Annotated in this window: 14 protein-coding genes and 1 pseudogene; 7 read left to right on the forward strand and 8 right to left on the reverse strand. The window is 71.6% G+C overall.

What is annotated here, in order from left to right; genetic code table 11:
- Positions 1-103: 103 nt before the first annotated feature.
- Positions 104-1,921, reverse strand: coding sequence for a carboxyl transferase domain-containing protein (locus MMA15_RS03970; protein ID WP_241057539.1), 1,818 nt, complete (start codon positions 1,919-1,921; stop codon positions 104-106).
- A complete protein-coding gene (locus tag MMA15_RS03975; protein ID WP_241057540.1) occupies positions 1,918-3,351 on the reverse strand; it encodes an acyl-CoA synthetase in 1,434 nt (477 codons plus the stop codon). The genes MMA15_RS03970 and MMA15_RS03975 overlap by 4 nt, the downstream gene beginning before the upstream one ends.
- A 416-nt stretch (positions 3,352-3,767) precedes the next feature.
- Between MMA15_RS03975 and MMA15_RS03980 the strand changes: the two genes are divergently transcribed.
- Positions 3,768-4,481 carry a FadR/GntR family transcriptional regulator gene (locus MMA15_RS03980; RefSeq protein WP_241057542.1) on the forward strand — a complete coding sequence of 238 codons (714 nt, stop codon included), beginning with the start codon at positions 3,768-3,770 and terminating at the stop codon, positions 4,479-4,481.
- 132 nt (positions 4,482-4,613) lie between these two features.
- Here MMA15_RS03980 and MMA15_RS03985 read toward each other — a convergent pair whose 3' ends face one another.
- Together MMA15_RS03985 and MMA15_RS03990 are read right to left on the reverse strand one after the other, a co-directional pair.
- Positions 4,614-6,086 carry an amidase gene (locus MMA15_RS03985; RefSeq protein WP_241057543.1) on the reverse strand — a complete coding sequence of 491 codons (1,473 nt, stop codon included), beginning with the start codon at positions 6,084-6,086 and terminating at the stop codon, positions 4,614-4,616.
- 181 nt (positions 6,087-6,267) lie between these two features.
- On the reverse strand, positions 6,268-7,380 hold the full coding sequence (locus tag MMA15_RS03990; RefSeq protein ID WP_241057545.1) for an amidohydrolase family protein: 1,113 nt from the start codon (positions 7,378-7,380) through the stop codon (positions 6,268-6,270).
- Positions 7,381-7,818: 438 nt separating this feature from the next.
- Between MMA15_RS03990 and ectA the strand changes: the two genes are divergently transcribed.
- The 4 genes from ectA (at position 7,819) to thpD (ending at position 11,329) form a co-directional block, all read left to right on the forward strand.
- A complete protein-coding gene (gene ectA, locus MMA15_RS03995; RefSeq protein WP_241057546.1) occupies positions 7,819-8,397 on the forward strand; it encodes a diaminobutyrate acetyltransferase in 579 nt (192 codons plus the stop codon).
- Between the two features lie 172 nt (positions 8,398-8,569).
- Positions 8,570-9,838 carry a diaminobutyrate--2-oxoglutarate transaminase gene (gene ectB / locus MMA15_RS04000; RefSeq protein WP_241057548.1) on the forward strand — a complete coding sequence of 423 codons (1,269 nt, stop codon included), beginning with the start codon at positions 8,570-8,572 and terminating at the stop codon, positions 9,836-9,838.
- Positions 9,839-9,918: 80 nt separating this feature from the next.
- A complete protein-coding gene (locus MMA15_RS04005) occupies positions 9,919-10,320 on the forward strand; it encodes an ectoine synthase (protein ID WP_241057550.1) in 402 nt (133 codons plus the stop codon).
- Between the two features lie 109 nt (positions 10,321-10,429).
- Positions 10,430-11,329 (forward strand): ectoine hydroxylase, encoded by a 900-nt coding sequence (gene thpD / locus MMA15_RS04010; RefSeq protein WP_241057551.1) that lies wholly within the window; start codon positions 10,430-10,432, stop codon positions 11,327-11,329.
- Positions 11,330-11,553: 224 nt separating this feature from the next.
- On the opposite strand, the gene MMA15_RS04015 is transcribed toward thpD, so the two are convergent.
- Positions 11,554-13,086, reverse strand: coding sequence for an aldehyde dehydrogenase (NADP(+)) (locus tag MMA15_RS04015; protein WP_241057553.1), 1,533 nt, complete (start codon positions 13,084-13,086; stop codon positions 11,554-11,556).
- Between the two features lie 121 nt (positions 13,087-13,207).
- Here MMA15_RS04015 and MMA15_RS04020 point away from each other — a divergent pair.
- Together MMA15_RS04020 and MMA15_RS04025 are read left to right on the forward strand one after the other, a co-directional pair.
- Positions 13,208-13,980 (forward strand): annotated as a pseudogene (locus tag MMA15_RS04020) (IclR family transcriptional regulator).
- Between the two features lie 177 nt (positions 13,981-14,157).
- Positions 14,158-14,601, forward strand: coding sequence for a DUF952 domain-containing protein (locus MMA15_RS04025; protein WP_241057554.1), 444 nt, complete (start codon positions 14,158-14,160; stop codon positions 14,599-14,601).
- A gap of 83 nt (positions 14,602-14,684) precedes the next feature.
- Here MMA15_RS04025 and MMA15_RS04030 read toward each other — a convergent pair whose 3' ends face one another.
- From MMA15_RS04030 to MMA15_RS04040, 3 genes are all read right to left on the reverse strand, one after another.
- Positions 14,685-15,278 carry a carboxymuconolactone decarboxylase family protein gene (locus MMA15_RS04030; protein ID WP_241057555.1) on the reverse strand — a complete coding sequence of 198 codons (594 nt, stop codon included), beginning with the start codon at positions 15,276-15,278 and terminating at the stop codon, positions 14,685-14,687.
- A 115-nt stretch (positions 15,279-15,393) separates the two neighbouring features.
- Positions 15,394-16,755: a hypothetical protein gene (locus MMA15_RS04035; RefSeq protein WP_241057556.1), complete on the reverse strand. Its 1,362-nt coding sequence runs from the start codon at positions 16,753-16,755 to the stop codon at positions 15,394-15,396.
- A complete protein-coding gene (locus MMA15_RS04040) occupies positions 16,755-17,798 on the reverse strand; it encodes a 5-dehydro-4-deoxyglucarate dehydratase (protein WP_241057557.1) in 1,044 nt (347 codons plus the stop codon). The genes MMA15_RS04035 and MMA15_RS04040 overlap by 1 nt, the downstream gene beginning before the upstream one ends.
- Positions 17,799-18,027: the final 229 nt, after the last annotated feature.

Consider the following 18,027-nt stretch of genomic DNA (forward strand, 5'->3'; position numbering starts at 1 on the left):
GTGACAGATAACAGCAACCCAAACCATCGGCCCCTGACCCGGCCCCGCGCCCACGTCCAAGTGCCGTACACCGACGACCGGTTCGACGCGAGGACCAGCGGAGTCAGGCGGCGTCGCTGCGTCCGTCGCTCCGGCCCTTCCCGGGCCGCGACGACCCGTCCCGCACATCCACCACGGCCCGCGCGATTCCCAGCCGTACCACGTCCTGCGGGCGCAGCATCAGTTCGTCGGCGGTCGCAGCGGCCTGCTCCGGGGGGCGTTTCAGTATCGCGGCGGCGAGTTCCGGCGCGATCACGGAGAAGTAGCTGTCCGGCGTGACCCACAGCCTGCCGGGGGCGGCCAGGGCGAGCGCACCGCCGGAGCCGCCCTCGCCGATCAGCAGCGACGTCACGGGCACTTCGGCCTCCGCGACGGCGGCGAACACCTCGGCGATCGAAGGCCCGGCCCCCGCGCTCTCGGCGTCCGCGTCGTTGGCGGCGCCGGGGGTGTCGATGAGGGTGAGTACGGGGACGCCGAGCCGGTCGGCGGTACGGATCAGCCGGGCGGCCGTGCGGAAACCGGCGGGCCGTGTCGCGGTGCCGGTCTGCGCCGCGTAGGCGAACGTACGGCCGTCACGGCGGCCGAAGCCGCAGAGCATCCCCGGGTCGACGCCTCCGCAGCGGTCGCCGCGCACCTCCTGGCGCCAGTCGAAGTAGTCGTCCAAGTACGCGGCGGCACGCGGCCGTTCGGCACTGCGGGCGCGTCGCACCGCCTCCTGCCCGCTCGACGGCACGGAGCGAGGGGAGCCGCCCCGCTGACGGGCGCCGCCCCGCTCCTCCTCCGCACCGGAGCGGTACTCGGCGTGCTCGGCATGCAGGACGTGCTCGGCGTGCTGGGCGTACTCGGCGGGCCGGACATGCTGGGCGTGCTGCGACGCCCGCAGGGGCTGGCTCCGCCCGGAGCCCTGAGCGGAATCGGACGGCTCTCCGCTCGGCAGGGCCGCCGGCACGGGAGCCGGGCTCACCCTCGCGCCCCCACCGTGACCGCCCGGAGACCCGGCGGAGCCTCCCGTCAGCAGGGTGAGCCAGCGCGCCAGCACCGTGCCCAGCTCCGGCTGCTCCACGATCTGGTCGACGTGCCCGGCGGCGTACTGCCCCTCAGCCGTGTACGCGGCCGGGTCGGCGTCCGCGGGCCGCACCCGGGAGCCCGCGAAGGCGACCTGGGCGCCCGGCAGCGCCAGCACCACGTCGGCACCCGCGCCGAGCGTGGCCCAGCCGCCGCCCGTGGCCGGGTCGCGCAGCACGGCGATCTGCGGCACACCGGCACGGCGGGTCAGCGCCGACTCCCTTGCCACGCGCTGTAGTTGGCCCAGGGCGACCATGCCCTCCTGCATCCGGCTGCCACCCGTGGCGATCAGCGACACCACCGGCCTGCGGTGCCTGCGGGCGTACTCGTAGGCGGCGGCGATGCGGTCGCCCGTGCGAGCGCCGAGCGATCCTCCGAGATACCCGAACTCGAAGGAGATCAGCACGACTTCGACCCCGTCGGCCGGGGCCCCGTCGGCCTGGGGTCCAGTGACCGGGAACCCGGCGGCTTCGGCTGCGTGGGCTTCGGCTGCGTGGGCTTCGGCTGCGTCGGCCTCGGCTCCCCGGGCGCCCGCCTCGCCGCCGACGCGTGCCGTGCCGCACACGACCGACTCGCTCTCACCGGTGCGCTCACGGGCACGCTCACGCGCCTCGTCATAGCCGCGCCAGCCGAGAGGCCCGTCCGGCTCGCCTTCGCCCCGGGACACCGAGGGCTCCTGGTGTGAGGGCGGCTCGAACTCGGTGAAGCCGCTCGCGACCGCGCGCAAGGCGGCACGCGCACGGCCCCCGGACGCGCCGCGGGCTTGCGCCGAAGCGGCCGTGCGGGCCGAACGGGCCGTGCCTGCACGGTCGTTCATCGCAGCTCCCGTTTCATCAGCTTGCCCATGTCGTTGCGCGGCAGCGACTCACGGAAGCGCACCACGCGGGGCCTCTTGTGCGGCGAGAGCTGACGTGCCACATGGTCGGCCAGCTCCTGCTCCCCGGGGGTACGCGCTCCCGGCACGATCCAGGCGACGATGCGTTCGCCGAGGTCGTCGTCGCTCTCGCCGGTCACGGCGGCCTCGGCCACATCGGGGTGCTCCAGCAGCACGTTCTCGATCTCGCCCGCCCCGATCTTGTATCCGCCGCTCTTGATGATGTCCGTGGCCTTGCGGCCGACGATCCGCACATAGCCGTCGGGGTCGCGGGTGGCGATGTCGCCCGTACGGAACCAGCCGCCGTCGAAGGCTTCCGCGGTGGCGTCGGGCCGGTTGAGGTACTCGGTGAACAGATTCCGTCCGCGGACCTGGATCTCCCCCACCGTCTCGCCGTCCCAGGCTTTGACGGGCCGCCCGTCCTCGTCGACGATCCGCAACTCGACTCCGTCCAGCGGCAGTCCGACGGTGCCGGGGCGGCGCTCACCGTCGGCGCGCACGCTGGTGTTCATCAGCGTCTCCGTCATGCCGTACCGCTCGACGATGCGCTGCCCCGTCGCGGCCGCGATCCGCTCGTGGTCGTGCACGGGCAGCGCCGCCGAGCCCGACACCAGCAGCCGCGCACCGGCCAGCGCCTTGGCCAACCGCCCGTCGGTGCCGACCTCTTCGGCGATGCGGTGGTACATCGTCGGTACGCCGAAGAGCATCGTGCCGTCGCCTTCGAGCGCCCTGCGTACGCCGTCGGTGGAGAAGCGCCCGAGGTGCCGTACGGTGCCGCCGCGGCGCAGCGGACCGAGAATTCCCAGGATGAGCCCGTGCACATGGAAGAGCGGCAGCCCGTGCACGAGGACGTCGTCCTCCGTCCACTGCCAGGCGTCCCGCAGCGCGTCCAGCGTGGTGGCCAGGGCGCGCCGCGGCAGCACGGTGCCCTTGGGCGGCCCTGTGGTGCCCGAGGTGTAGACGATCAACGCGGGGGCTTCCTCGTCCCCCTCGGCGGGCAGCGGCAGCATGGTGGACGGCGGCGCGGTGTCGATGCCGGTACGGGGCAGCGCGGCGAGCGCGTCGGGAAGCTGGGCGTCGGGCTCGGCGAGTACGAGGCCGGGCTCGCTGTCGCCGACGATATGGGCGAGTTCGCGCTCCCCGGTCTTCGGATTGACCGGTACGAGGGGTGCTCCCGCGAGCAGCGCGGCGACCAGCGCCACACAGGTCTCCATGGTGGGCGTGGCCCATACGGCGACCCTGCGGCCGGGGGTGAGTTCCGCCGCGAGCGCGCCCGCGACGTCCGCGAGCTCGGCGTAGGTGAGCGACTGGTCGCCGAATCGCAGTGCGGGCTTCGCGGTCGGGTTGCTCAACGCCGGGATGAGGGTGGACACGGGGCTCTCCTCGCAGTCTTGCTCGCTGGGTCTGCTCGCTCGGCCGGGAACGGTCGTGCACGATCGTCCGCCGTCACGGTGTCCGGACCGCGCCCGGACCGCCCGTCGGCGCAGACGTCCGGCGCCCGGCAACGGCGACCGCACTGGCCGGACGCGTCGTGCACGGTGACGTAGTACCCGGTGACGCGGTCCCCATGGAGGCACCCGTCGAGGAACCGCCGGGTGACCACGGGTGTAGGGACATCGCGGCACAATGGTCAAGTGGCTGAACCAATGTGCGCCCACGCCCCGGAGCTGTCAATGGGGCGGGAGCAAATTGGCCCGGCCACTTTTCCACCGAACCGCCGAGCCATTGGTCCATTGATCCGCGGTGTTAGTCTCCAGGGCCGTACACCATGGGGGCCTAGGGGGCAGCGATGACCGACGACGCACTGCGGCCGATGGCCCGCCCGCGCCTGTACGAGCAGGTCCTGGAACGCCTGCGCGCATACGCCGTCGATCATGAACTGCGCTCGGGCGACCGGCTGCCGCCCGAGCGCGAACTGGCCCAGCGTCTCGGCGTCAGCCGCTCCTCCGTCAAGCAGGCCGTGGTCGTGCTGGAGGTACAGGGACTCGTCGAGACACGGCACGGCGGCGGCACCTATCTGGTACGCGACACCCTCGACGCCGAGCCGGTGGACAGACTCGTCGACCGCCGTCGCCGCCTCCCCGACGTGCTGGAGGCTCGCGAGGCGCTGGAGACCAAGCTCGCCGAACTGGCCGCGGAACGCCGCAGCGACGAGGATCTGGAAGCGATGCGCTCCGCCCTGCGGGACATGGAGGCGGACATCCACTCGGGCGGCCACGGAGTCGACGGCGACCGCCGCTTCCACGCCGCCGTCACGGCCGCCGGACACAGCACGCTGCTCGCCGAGTTCATGGGGTCGATCGCCGAGTCCGTCGCGGAGAGCCGCAACGAGTCGCTGCGCCAGCCCGGCCGCCCCCCTCGCTCCCTGGACCAGCACGCCCGCATCCTGGCCGCCATCGAACGCGGCGACCCGAAGGCCGCAGCGGCGGCCATGCGCCGTCATGTCCGTACGGTCGCCAAGGTCCGCCTGCTGGAGTGGAACCCCGACGAGCAGGCCGAGTAGACAGAGCAGCCAGGACGCGGCTGCTCAGGCGGCTCGGCTTCCGGCCGCCCGTAGCCCGTTGGCTCGCCCGTCCCGCTTGCTCCGCACCGACTCCCCTGCCGCCAGGCCGACTTCGCGCCCCCCGCTCACGACTCAGTCCAGCAGCGCCGGCCGCGCCCGCTCCACCCAGCGCGTCTCACGCTCGTACGCGTGGGCCAGCCGCAGCAGTCCGAGGTCGTCTCCGTGCCTGCCGACCAACTGCACGCCCATGGGCAGACCTTCAGGGCCGAACCCCGCGGGCATCCCGATCACCGGCACACCCGCCAGCGTCCAGGGCACGACCGTCTCCATCCAGCGGTGATACGTGTCCATCTCGCGGCCGCCGACCCGCTCCGGCCAGTGCGTCTCCTTGTCGAAGGGGAACACCTGGGCGGCCGGGGCGAGGACGTAGTCGTGCTCGCCGAGGAAGCTCCGCAGTGCCTCGAACCAGCGGTCGCGGGCTTCCGCCGCCGTCGCGACGTCGAGGGCGCCGAGCGGCAGTCCGCGCTCGATCTCCCAGACGGCCTCCGGCTTCATCAGGCTGCGCGTACCGGGGTCGGCGTAGAGATCGTGCCGCTCCAGGTTCGCCCACCAGCGCCATGTCAGAAACGTCCGCCAGATCTCCTCGGGAGGGAAGTCCGGCCGCGCCTCGACGACTTCGCACCCCAGCCTCTCGAACGCGGCGAAGGACGAGCGGCACACCTCCAGCACCCCCGGCTCGGTCGCCAGACGGCCGCCCCAGTCGCCGGTCCACGCGATCCGCGTGCCCCGGAAGGCACCTTCGGGACGGTCGAGGTACTCCGGCCACGAGCCGGGCCCCGACGTGGGCCCCCACGGCTGCGCCGCAGACGAAGACGCGGCCAGCGGCGCGCTCGGATCGGGCCCCGCCATCACCGACAGCAGCCTCGCCAGGTCCGCCGTCGTACGTGCCATGGGCCCCGCCGTGCCGAGCTGCGCGGTGAAGCCGGGCGAGGGCACGACGCCCCAACTCGGGCGCATCCCGAGGACGTTGTTGAAGGCCGCCGGGTTGCGCAGCGACCCCATGTAGTCGCTGCCGTCGGCCACCGGCAGCATCCGCAGCGCGAGCGCCGCCGCCGCGCCTCCGCTGCTGCCGCCCGCCGTGCGGGACGGGTCGTAGGCGTTCCCAGTCGTGCCCCATACGTCGTTGTACGTCTGCGAACCCAGCCCGAACTCGGGGGTGTTCGTCTTGCCGATCACCACGGCGCCCGCCGCCTTGACGCGCTCGACCAGCAGCGCGTCCTGCCGCCCCACGCGGTCCCGGTAAAGCGGCGAGCCCTCCGTCCACGGCAGCCCCTCGGCCTCGGTCAGGTCCTTCACGGCGTGCGGGAAACCGTGCAGCGGGCCCGGCCGTTCGCCGCGCCGTAGCCGCTCGCCGAGCTGTTCGTCGCGCTCGCGCGCCTGCCGCAGGGAGACCTCCGGGTCCTGCATGCCGACGATCGCGTTGACGTGAGGGTTCATGGCGGCGATGTGGTCCAGATACGCCTCCATCACCTCTACGCACGTCACGCGGCGGTCGGCGACGGCACACGACAACTCCCGCGCGTCCCACGAGACGATCTCCTGCACGGCGGCTCCTCGCTCTCCCGGTACGGCCGATACGACTGCCCGTGGACGGACATGCACACGCCGGGACTCGAACCGGGCCCGGCCCGCCCCTGACGGCGGGACGGACCGGCGGCGGCTCCGACCGGCCACCGTTCACAACCCCGGACCGTCCCGGCCACGACAGCGACCCCGGCCTGTCGCCCTACTTGACGATCCGCCCCCGCAGCACGACGTGCCGCGGGTCCCCCAGCACCCGTACATCGCGTCGCGGGTCCTCCCCGAACACCAGCAGATCCGCCGGGGCGCCCTCCTCCAGGCCGGGCCGCCCGAGCCACCGCCGTGCGCCCCACGTCGCGGCCGACACCGCCTCGGCGGCCGGGATTCCGGCGGTGACCAGCTCGGCGACCTCGGCGGCCACCAGCCCGTGCGCGAGCGAACCCCCGGCGTCGGTCCCGGTGTAGACGGGGATGCCCGCGTCGTAGGCGGCGCGCACCGTCTCGTAGCGGCGTTCGTGGAGCCGGAGCATGTGCTCCGACCAGCGCGGATATCTCACGCCGCCCTCCGCGAGCTGCGGGAACGTGGCCGTGTTGACGAGGGTCGGGACGATGGCGACGCCGCGCTCGGCGAAGAGCGGGACGGTCTCCTCGGTGAGGCCCGTCGCATGCTCGATGCAGTCGATGCCCGCCTCGACGAGGTCCCGCAGCGAGTCCTCCGCGAAGCAGTGGGCCGTGACCCTCGCGCCTTCCTCGTGTGCCGCGGCGATGGCCTCGTCCAGTGCCCAGCGCGGCCAGCACGCGGCGAGGTCGCCCTCCCCGCGGTCGATCCAGTCGCCGACGAGCTTCACCCAGCCGTCGCCGCGCCTCGCCTCGCGCCGCACATAGGCGGCAAGGTCGCCGGGCTCGATCTCGTGCGCGTAGTTGCGGATGTAGCGCTTGGTACGGGCGATGTGCCGGCCGGCGCGGATGATGCGCGGCAGGTCCTCGCGGTCGTCGATCCAGCGGGTGTCGGACGGGGAACCGGCGTCGCGCAACAGCAGCGCCCCGGCCTCACGTTCGGTGAGGGCCTGCTTCTCGCTCGTCGACTCGTCCACGGGGCCCTGCTGGTCGAGGCCGACGTGACAGTGCGCGTCGACGAGACCTGGAAGCACCCAGCCCTGGACGGTGGCGGTGTCACGGGCCGCCCGCGAGGCGGAGCCAGTCGGTCGCTCGAAGGTGATGCGGCCGTCCACCGCCCACAGTTCGTCCCGTATGTCCTCGGGCCCGGCAAGCACGGGCCCCTTGATGTGGAGGATCCGGAGATCGCCGCGGTCGCTCATGCCTGGCACTCTATTGGCCCCCGCACCCGTCGCCGCACCCGCTCGGGCAGGGCTTTACGCTTCCCACGGGTACACACGGTGGCGATCTCATCGCATAGGCGAGAGAAAAGATGCGACATCGAAGCGATTGCTGGAGAATACATTTCCGCGGCTATGAAGAGTGTAGCTTCCCGTATTCTTCTGCCCGCTTTCCGCTTCTTTAAACGCTAAGATTTCCAGTGGTTATCATGGCGTAATTCGCCCCTGGTTCATGGTCGTTACGGCAGTGTGACGGACTCCACAGGACGCCTGTTGTGCCCAGGAAAGTACTGATATACATGGGCGAAACGCACCTCCTGACCGCACGTGCGCGCCTGCGCGCGATAGCACAGGACCCCCCTGTCGCGTAACCCCGTCCCGCCGTGCGTTTTCAGAATCTGCTGGGTAAATTTAATACCCATGACCGCCGCACAAGCAGACCATGCACGTGCCCACAGCGATTTCCAGGAAATGCCGGAAGGGCTGACGCTCGACGCTCCACGGCTGGAGGACGGGGCGGCGCTCTGGCGCATCGCCCGCGACTCCCGGACGCTCGATCTCAACTCTTCCTACAGCTACCTGCTGTGGTGCCGCGACTTCGCCGCCACCTCCGTGGTGGCGCGTGACGCGGGCGGTGAGCCGGTCGGCTTCATCACCGGCTACGTACGCCCCGCGCGCCCTCGGACGCTGGTCGTCTGGCAGGTCGCCGTCGACGAGGCGGCACGCGGCCGGGGACTGGCAGCGGCGATGCTCGACGGGCTCTGCGCCCGTACGGCTCGGGAACTGGGGACCGACAGGGTCGAGACCACGGTCACCCCGGACAACACCCCCTCCAACCGCCTCTTCACCTCCTTCGCGGAGCGTCACGGCGCGGCGACGGAGAAGGAGGTGCTCTTCGAGGCCGGGGTGTTCCCCGAGAGCGGTCACGAGCCGGAAGTGCTGTACCGGATCGGCCCGTTGGTGTCGATGAGCGGCACGGCGCCACTGTCCGCGCGCTGAACCCGCGTGCTCAAGGTGCCGTCTCCGCACCGCGGTTCCCCCGGACCGTACCCGGTTTCCGCACTTCCGCGACCGATCCGCGACCCCCCGATCCGCAACCACTGACCGACCTCCCGAACCTCCCACCCCCACAAGCTTCCTCAAGCACGCGACTCACTCCCAGGAGCATGCCGTGACCATCACCCAGCCCGACCTCAGTGTCTTCGAGACCGTCGAGTCCGAAGTCCGCAGCTACTGCCGCGGCTGGCCCACGATCTTCGACCGGGCCCAGGGCTCACACATGTACGACGAGGACGGTCACACGTATCTCGACTTCTTCGCCGGAGCCGGGACCCTCAACTACGGCCACAACAACCCGGTGCTGAAACGCGCGCTGCTGGACTACCTGGAGCGTGACGGGGTCGTACACGGCCTGGACATGAGCACCACGGCCAAGCGGGCCTTCCTGGAGACCTTCCAGGAGAAGATCCTCCAGCCCCGCGGCATGGACCACAAGGTGATGTTCCCGGGCCCGACCGGCACCAACGCCGTGGAGGCCGCGCTGAAGCTGGCGCGCAAGGTCAAGGGCCGTGAGGCCATCGTCTCGTTCACCAACGCCTTCCACGGCATGTCGCTGGGCTCGCTCGCCGTCACCGGCAACGCCTTCAAGCGCGCCGGCGCGGGCATCCCGCTGGTGCACGGGACGCCGATGCCCTTCGACGACTATCTGGGCGGCGCCACCGACGACTTCATCTGGTTCGAGCGGCTGCTGGAGGACCAGGGCTCCGGCCTCAACAAGCCCGCGGCCGTCATCGTCGAGACCGTCCAGGGCGAGGGCGGCATCAACGTCGCACGCGCCGAGTGGCTGCGCGCCCTGTCCGACCTGTGCGAGCGGCACGACATGCTGCTCATCGTCGACGACATCCAGATGGGCTGTGGCCGCACCGGTGCCTTCTTCTCGTTCGAGGAGGCGGGCATCAAGCCGGACATCATCACGCTTTCGAAGTCGATCGGCGGCTACGGACTGCCGCTCGCCCTCACGCTGTTCAAGCCCGAGCTCGACGTGTGGGAGCCGGGCGAGCACAACGGCACGTTCCGCGGCAACAATCCGGCCTTCGTGACGGCCACCGCCGCGTTCGAGACGTACTGGACCGACAGCCAGATGGAGAAGCAGACCCTCTCGCGCGGCGAGCAGGTCGAGGCGGTGCTGCGTGCCATCTCCGAGGAACACGCCGACGACGTCGCGGACTTCCGCGGCCGCGGCCTCGTCTGGGGCCTGGAGTTCCACGACAAGGACCGTGCGAACGCCGTCGCCAAGCGCGCCTTCGAACTCGGTCTGCTCATCGAGACCTCGGGTCCGGAAAGCGAGGTCGTGAAGCTCCTTCCGGCGCTTACGATCACTCCCGAGGAACTGGACGAGGGCCTGCGTGTGCTGGCACGGGCGGTGCGTGAGACCGCCTAGCCCGCCCCCGCTCACGGCCCGCTCCGGTTGCGACCGGGGCGGGCCGCCCCCGTAATGAAGAGAGAAAGGTACGTCAGAACGTGATTGTTCGTTCTTTCAAGGACATCGAGAACACCGAGCGACACATCAAGTCCGCATCCGGCACCTGGGAAAGCAAGCGGATCGTGCTGGCGAAGGAGCGCGCCGGCTTCTCCCTGCACGAGACCGTGCTGTACGCCGGGACGGAGACTTCCATGTGGTACGCCAACCACATCGAAGCCGTACTCTGCGTAGAGGGCGAGTCCGAACTCACCAACGATGAGACTGGTGAGAAGCATCTGATCACCCCCGGCACCATGTATCTGCTCGACGGGCACGAGAAGCACACAATGCGCCCGATTACCGACTTCCGGTGCATCTGTGTCTTCAATCCGCCCGTAACGGGCCGGGAAGATCACGACGAGAACGGCGTCTACCCGCTTCTCACCGAGCCTGACGACTGAGCCGACAAGGCTCGGCCTGCGCAGGCCGGTCCGGCGGTTCCGCCCGCCCGCGGCTCACGGCCGCTCGCCCATCTGACAGGGCCGTACGAGAGGAGAGGAAGGCAACACCATGACCACCGCACCCGAGCGCACCGCCGACCTGTACCCGACTCGCGGAGCCACTGAGGTGGCCACCCCACGCATGGACCCCGTCGTGTGGTCCGAGGCGGGTACTCCGGGGCCCATCGCGGCCGCGGACCTGGCGGATTACGAGCGGGACGGGTTCCTTGCGATCGACCAGCTCATCACCCCCGATGAGGTCGATACGTACCGCAGGGAACTGGAACGGCTCACCACGGACCCGGAGATCCGTGCCGACGAGCGCTCGATCGTCGAGCCCAAGTCGGATGAGATCCGGACCGTGTTCGAGGTGCACAAGATCAGCGAGGTCTTCGCAGGACTGGTGCGGGACCCGCGAGTTGTGGGGCGGGCGCGGCAGATCCTGGGCTCGGACGTCTACGTCCACCAGTCCAGGATCAACGTCAAGCCCGGCTTCGGTGCCACTGGCTTCTACTGGCACTCCGACTTCGAGACCTGGCACGCGGAGGACGGGCTCCCGAAGATGCGGACCGTCTCGGTCTCCATCGCACTGACACGGAACTACGAGACCAACGGCGGCCTCATGATCATGCCGGGGTCCCACAGGACCTTTCTCGGCTGCGCGGGCGAGACGCCGAAGGACAACTACAAGAAGTCGCTACAGATGCAGGACGCGGGCACTCCTTCCGACGAGGCCCTCGCCAAGTTCGCCGACGCACACGGCATCACGCTCTTCACGGGCGAGCCCGGCTCGGCGACCTGGTTCGACTGCAACTGCATGCACGGAAGCGGTGACAACATCACTCCGTACCCGCGGAGCAACGTGTTCATCGTCTTCAACAGCGTTGAGAACAAGGCCGTGGAGCCGTTCGCGGCCCCGGTACGCCGTCCCGAGTTCATCGGGGCACGCGACTTCACCCCGGTGAAATGACACGGCACGTCACGCCGGTTAAGTGACGAAGGACGTCACGCGCTGAGCCCGCTGGAAGAGGGGGGAGGCCGCACGACGGCCCCCCTTTTCTTCCGTTCTCCCTCTCCGACTTGCGCAACCGGCTTACCGCCGTGCGGCGTTCTGCGCGGCACGTGCCCGACATCGGCGCGGCTTCGGGGCGTTGGGCCGCGCCGGAGGCGAACCTCGCGCCGGCAGCCCGTGGTTCACATCTCCCTTCGCCCGTCCACACGGCGCGGCAGCCCCAGCGGGTTCGCGTCGTGCAGCTCGGGCGGCAGCAGCGCCTCCGGCGCGTCCTGGTAGGCGACCGGCCGCAGCCAGCGCTCGATCGCCGTGGCGCCGACCGACGTCGACGTGGAGGTCGTCGCCGGGTACGGACCGCCGTGGTGCTGTGCGGGAGCCACAGCTACTCCCGTGGGCCAGCCGTTGACCAGGACCCGGCCCGCGAGCGGTGTGAGCGCCGCCAGCAACTCGGCGCCACGGCCGCCGTCTCCGGACGCCTCGGCCTCGCCGAGGTGCACCGTCGCGGTGAGGTTGCCGGGCAGCCTGGAGAGCGTCGCCGCGACCTCTTCCTCGTCCCGGTAGCGCGCCACGACCGTCACCGGCCCGAAGCACTCCTCCAACAGCAGCTCGTACTGCGGCTGTTGGAGACGTTCCGCCGGTACGGTCAGGAAGCCCGCGCTCACCGAGCGCTCGTCCTCGCCCGGACCCGCGGCGACGGGCGCCTCCACGCCGTCCAAATCGCCTCGCGCGCCGATGCCGGCGAGGAACGCCTCACGCATGCCGCCGTCCAGCAGCGGACCCTCAGCGGCCTTGCCCAGCGCGCCCCGCAGCGCCTCCAGCAGCCGGTCTCCGGCCTCTCCCTCCGGCGCCAGCACGAAGCCCGGCTTGGTGCAGAACTGTCCGGTGCCCATCGTCATCGAGCCGGCCAGCCCCTCGCCGATCTCCTCGGCACGCTCGGCCGCCGCGGCGCCGGTGACGACGACCGGGTTGAGAGAACCGAGTTCGCCGTGGAAGGGGATGGGCGAGGGACGCGCGGCGGCGGCGTCGAAGAGCGCGCGCCCGCCGCGTACCGACCCGGTGAAACCGGCGGCGGCCACCAGCGGGTGCTTCACGAGTTCCACGCCCGCCTCGAAGCCGTGCACGACGCTCAACACGTCCTGGGGAAGCCCCACTTCGGCCGCGGCCCCGCGCAGCGCGGCGCCCGTCAGCTCGGACGTCGCCGGATGGTCGGGGTGCGCCTTGACCACCACGGGACAGCCCGCGGCGAGCGCGCTGGCGGTGTCGCCGCCGGGCACGGAGAAGGCGAGCGGGAAGTTGGAAGCGGCGTAGACGGCGACGACCCCGAGCGGAATCTTGTAGCGCCGCAGGTCGGGGCAGGGCGGCGTCGCGTCGGGGTTCTTGTGGTCGATGGTGACGCCCAGGTAGGCGCCGTCCTCGATCTCGTCGGCGAAGGCACGCAACTGCGCCTGCGTGCGGGCGAGTTCGCCGGTCAGCCGGGGCCGCCCGAGCGCCGTCTCCGCATCGGCCGTGGTGATGATCTCCTCGCTCGCCGCTTCGAGCCGTCCTGCGGCCGCGCGGAGCAGGGCGGCGCGCAGGGCGCGGTCGGCGAGCGGCTCCCTGGCGGCGTGGGCGGCGCGTACGGCCGTGTCCACGTCGCCGGGCGTCGCTTCCGTACCGACCTGTTCCCGCTGCTTTCCGGTCCGGGGGTCGACGCTCCACACTGGTGCTGCTGCCACCGTGAACTCCTCCTGCCACGCGCTTGTCTCCGCAGAGAGGTCGTTCGATATGCTGAACAACATCTCTGTCAGTGAACCTGTCGGGGAGCCTAGGAGCGCCGCAACAGAGGGGTCAAGGACGATGTCTGCTGGCGAGACCGGTGCATCGCAGGTCAAGTCGGCCGTGCGCACGGTGGAGCTGCTGGAGTTCTTCGCGGGGCGGCCCGGGATGCACTCCCTGGCCGACGTGCAGGAAGCCGTCGGCTATCCCAAGTCGAGCCTCTACATGCTGCTCCGCACACTCGTGGACCTGGGCTGGGTGGAGACCGACGCCACCGGCACACGCTATGGCATCGGCGTACGCGCCCTGCTGGTCGGCACCTCCTACATCGACGGCGACGAGGCGGTGGCCGCGGCCCGGCCCACCCTCGACCGGCTCTCCGACGACACCACCGAGACCATCCACATGGCGCGGCTCGACGGCACGAACGTCGTCTATCTCGCCACCCGCCAGTCCCAGCACTATCTGCGCCCCTTCACCCGCGTCGGACGGCGCCTGCCCGCTCACTCCACGTCACTGGGCAAGGCGCTGCTCGCCACGTACGAGGACGAGCAGGTGCGCAAGATGCTTCCGGAGACGCTGCCCTCGCTCACGGAGAACACCCTCACCGACCGTGAGGCCCTGATCGAGGAGCTGGCGCTGGTGCGGGAGCAGGGCTACGCCGTCGACCGCGAGGAGAACACCCTCGGCCTGCGCTGCTTCGGCGTCGCCATTCCCTACCGGACGCCGGCGCGGGACGCGATCAGCTGCTCGGTGCCGGTCGCCCCAGGCTGACTCTCGCGCACGAACAGATGATCAAGGACGCGCTGTTCGACGCACGTGACCGGCTGACGCTGGCGACAAGGCGGCTGTGAGGGCCCGGGTCCGGGTGGAGATCCCGGGGGCCGGGTGCCGCGGGGGCGGGTGCAGCGCGGGTCGGGTGCCGCGGGTGCTGCGAGTGCCGCCGAGTCCGCTGTCCCATCTCCAGGTGGGCCGCCCCCCGCACTTCCGAGTGCCGTCTTGAGGAGCCCTGCGGCGGGTAACGTCCGTGCATGGCTGAGCTGTTGCACATCACGGAGCGCTCCATATGGGAGGCCGCCCGCGAGTCGGGCACGTACGAGATGTCCACCCGGGGCCTGACCCTGCGGGAGGTCGGCTTCATCCACTGCTCGCTGCGCCGCCAACTGCCCGCGGTCGCACACATGTTGTACGACGGCTGGGACCCGGCGAAGCTCGTGGTGCTCGTCATCGACAGCGAACGGCTCTCCGTGCCGGTCCGCTACGAGCCGCCCGAGCCGGCGGCCGTTCGCGACGGCGGCGGCAGTGACGACAGCGGTGACGGTCCCGGTGACGGCGACGGTGAGCACGGCGGCGCGGTCGAGGAATTCCCGCATATCTACGGCCCGTTGCCCGTCACGGCGGTCGTCGACGAGGAGCCCTGGAGCTGGGACGCGCCCGCGACCGCGCCCAAGTCGCGGGACCAGCTTCGGGATTGACAGGGCAGTCGGGCCACCGGGGCGCCCCGGTGGGGAGTCGACCGCTCCGGCCACCGGGGCGACCGCCCCTCCCCGGCTCCCCCTCAGGAGTCCGCGTCTCCGGCCGCTCCCCTCCGTACCGGCTGTACGGGCTGCACGGCGCACTGCTCGGAGAAGCCCTGACCGACCAGCCCCAGCGCGGCGTTGATCCGCGAACGGTGGTTCTCCACGGCCACCATCGCGGTCAGCTCGACGAAGGCCCGCTCCCCCAGCCTGCGGATCAGCTCCTCCGTCATCGCGTCGGTCACCGTGGGCTCGGTCTCCGTCATGGCCTCCGCGAACTCCATGACGAGCAGCTCCAGTTCGCCGAAGCGCTCGCGATGTTCCCGCCAGGCGGGCACGTACCGGATCTTCTCCATCGGCATGCCCAGGTCCTCGGCGAGCCAGTAGCCGAAGTCCACGCACCACGAGCAGCCGATGCGGGCGGCGGTGACCATCTCGGCGAGGTGCTTCAGGCCGGGGTCGAGGGCGCGCCACTTCGCGACGCGCGACTCGTAGAGGGCCACGGCGCCCAGCACCTTGGGGTTGTGCCCGGTGGCCTTCAGCGGGTCCATCGTCCTGCCGTACTTGCGGCGCGAGTACCACTCGGCCATGCGCAGGACGGCGCTGCGCGGCGGATCGAGCGAGATGCGTGCCATGGCTGGCGCTCCTTCGTCCTTGGTCCCTGGGTCCGTGATCTGCGGGCGGACCGTGTGCTCCGGCTGACACCTCTACGACGGGACAGCGGCGCACGATGTGACACGCGCCGACAGGTCACCCGGCCGGGTACCGCGACTCCAGGCTGCGCAGGGCCCCTCGGACGGCGTCGAGGTCCGCGTCGGGGGCGAGGCCCGCGTGGTAGAGCCGCAGTTCGCGGGCGCCCAGCTCAAGGGCGTGTGCGGCGTCGGCCGCGAGCGTGTGCGGGGAGCCGCCCATGCCGGAGACGACCGTGAAGTTCGCGGCGACGGTGAAGGTGCCGCTGGACCGATCGGACCCGCCGGACCCGCCGCACTCGCCGGAGCCACCGGGCCCGCCGGGCCCGTCGCCGTCGGCTCCCGCGGTCCCGGCGCTCGGGGCCGCCGCGGCGAACGGACCGACGGCGTCGGCACGTTCGGCTGCGCCGCCCCCTGCCGGGACCACCACGCCGTCCGCGTCCTCGGCCGCCTGCGCGGGGGCGACGCCCGCGTTGGCGCCGGCCCGGTGCGGCGCCGGATCGGCGTGCAGCATCACCCTGAAGCCCCCGCGCCCGCCGACGGCGCCCTCCGCCGGTCGCAGCGCCGCCGCACGTACCGCCGTCACGGCCTCCCGGCGCAGCCTGCGCGCGGCCCGGTCCCGCCAGGCGGCGCAGCCCTCCGCCATGTCCCGGCCGAGCAGCGCGCACACCCGCGACCACTCCTCGGCCCGGGTGGTGTGCCCGTCCGCCCGCCCGGACTCGGCCGTGCCGCTCCACACGGGCTCCAGGGCGCTCACCACCCGCACCCGCAGCTCCTGCGGATCGGCACCGGACTCGGCGTATCCGGCGCCGCACACCTCGCAGAAGCACAGCGACATCAGATACTGCGCGGCGCCGTCCAGGGCGGCGCCGCCGGTCTTGTCGTGCGCGTGCAGATGCGCCAGCCCGTACCAGCCGCACGACTCCAGTTCCGTGCCGGCGGTGTGCGGGCGCACCGCGGCCTCCTCGGCCAACGCGACGAGATAGCCGCGGACTTCGGGTCTGGCGATGCACGGCGCCCAGGGGTAGCGGTCGCCGTAGGCGTTGCGGACGGCGATGTGCGGATGCTCGTCGCCGAGGCGGGAGTTGTGCGCGAGCACCACCCAGGAGTGCACCTCGATCCCGGCCTCGCTCAGCGCGCGGGCCGCCTCGCCGTAGGGGCCGTCCGGGTCGTCGCTGTCGATCCAGCGCTGCTCGTACGGACGGAGCGCACGCCCCGTCCAGCGGGCCGGATCGGGCGGGTAGAGCACGGCGGAGTGGCGGGCGGTGACGATGCGGCGCCCGGGGTGGCGCGGAGTGAGCGCCCGGACGGAGTGGTAGGCGGAGGCGAGGGTGACCTGGCGGACGCCGAGCGACAGCAGGCGCGGCACGGCGTCCGGATCGCCCACGACGTCCCAGGGGTAGAGGAACGCGGCAGCGCGCATCAGCGGGCCCCGGCCCCGCCGACGCTGCCGGTGCCGGACTCGGCACCGGGCCCGCCGGCGGGCTCACTATCGGCCGCCAACTCCAGTCCCCGCTCGATCAGTTCGGCCAGTTCCCGCAGATGCGCCCCGGACGGTTCGGACAGCGGCGGACGCACCTCGCCCACGTCCAGCCCGCGCAGTCGCACACCCGCCTTCACCAGGGAGACCGCATAGCCGCGGCCCTTGGCGCGCAGCTCCACGAGGGGGCGGAAGAAGCCGTCGAGCAGGCGGTTCACGGTCGCGTCGTCGCCCGTGGTGAGCGCCCGGTGGAAGGCGAGGGCGATCTCCGGGGCGAAGCAGAAGACCGCGGAGGAGTAGAGCGTCACGCCGAGGCCCCGGTAGGCGAGACCGGTCTGCTCGGCGGTGGGCAGTCCGTTGAAGTAGCGGAAGGCGCCTGCCGTCTCCTCGCCCGCCTCGGTGCGTACGGCGCTGATGATGCGCTGCATCAGATCGAGGTCGCCGTGGCCGTCCTTGAGACCGACGATGCCCGGAGTACGTGCGAGGCTCGCGACGGTGGACGGGGCGAACAGGGCGTTGTCGCGCTGGTAGACGACGACGTCCAGCCCGGTGCATCCGGCCAGCGTCCTGTAGTGCCTCAGCAGGCCCTCCTGTGACGGCACGACGAGATAGGGCGGCATCGCCAGCAGCCCGTCCGCCCCCGCCTCCTCGGCGAGCGACGCGAACTGGCAGGCGAGCGCCGTGCCGTAGCCCGTACCCGCGACGACGGGAACGCGTCCGCCCGTCTCGTCGACCGCGGCGGCCACGCACTCGGCGAACTCCTGCGGCGCCAGGGCGTGGAACTCGCCGGTGCCGCAGCATGCGAAGACGGCTCCGGCGCCCGCGTCGAGACCGGCGCGCACATGCCTGCGGAAGACGTCGAGGTCCACGGCGCCGTCGGGACCATAGGCGGTGACCGGGAAGAAGAGGAGCCCTTCGAGGCGCTCGGCGAGCGGGCGCGCCCGTGGCGCGGCAGCCGAGGAGGAGGACGAGGAGGGTGAGGTCATTGCGCGCTCCTGCTCGTGCCGGTACGGAGTCGGGCCACGGACGCCCGCGGCCCGCACCCCCGGCGTCCGCACTCGAATCCGTACACGTTTCTGATCTGCGTCTACATTTCTGAACATGCCTACGCTAGGTCAGCCGCGCCGGGGCGGTCAAGCGGGCAACCCGCGCGAGGGCCCCCGACGAACAGCGCCCGGCTGCCGGTGAAGACCGTCACCGCACCGCGAACTCGGG

Origin of the sequence: Streptomyces marispadix (assembly GCF_022524345.1) — a bacterium.
In the GTDB taxonomy this organism is placed as follows: domain Bacteria; phylum Actinomycetota; class Actinomycetes; order Streptomycetales; family Streptomycetaceae; genus Streptomyces; species Streptomyces marispadix.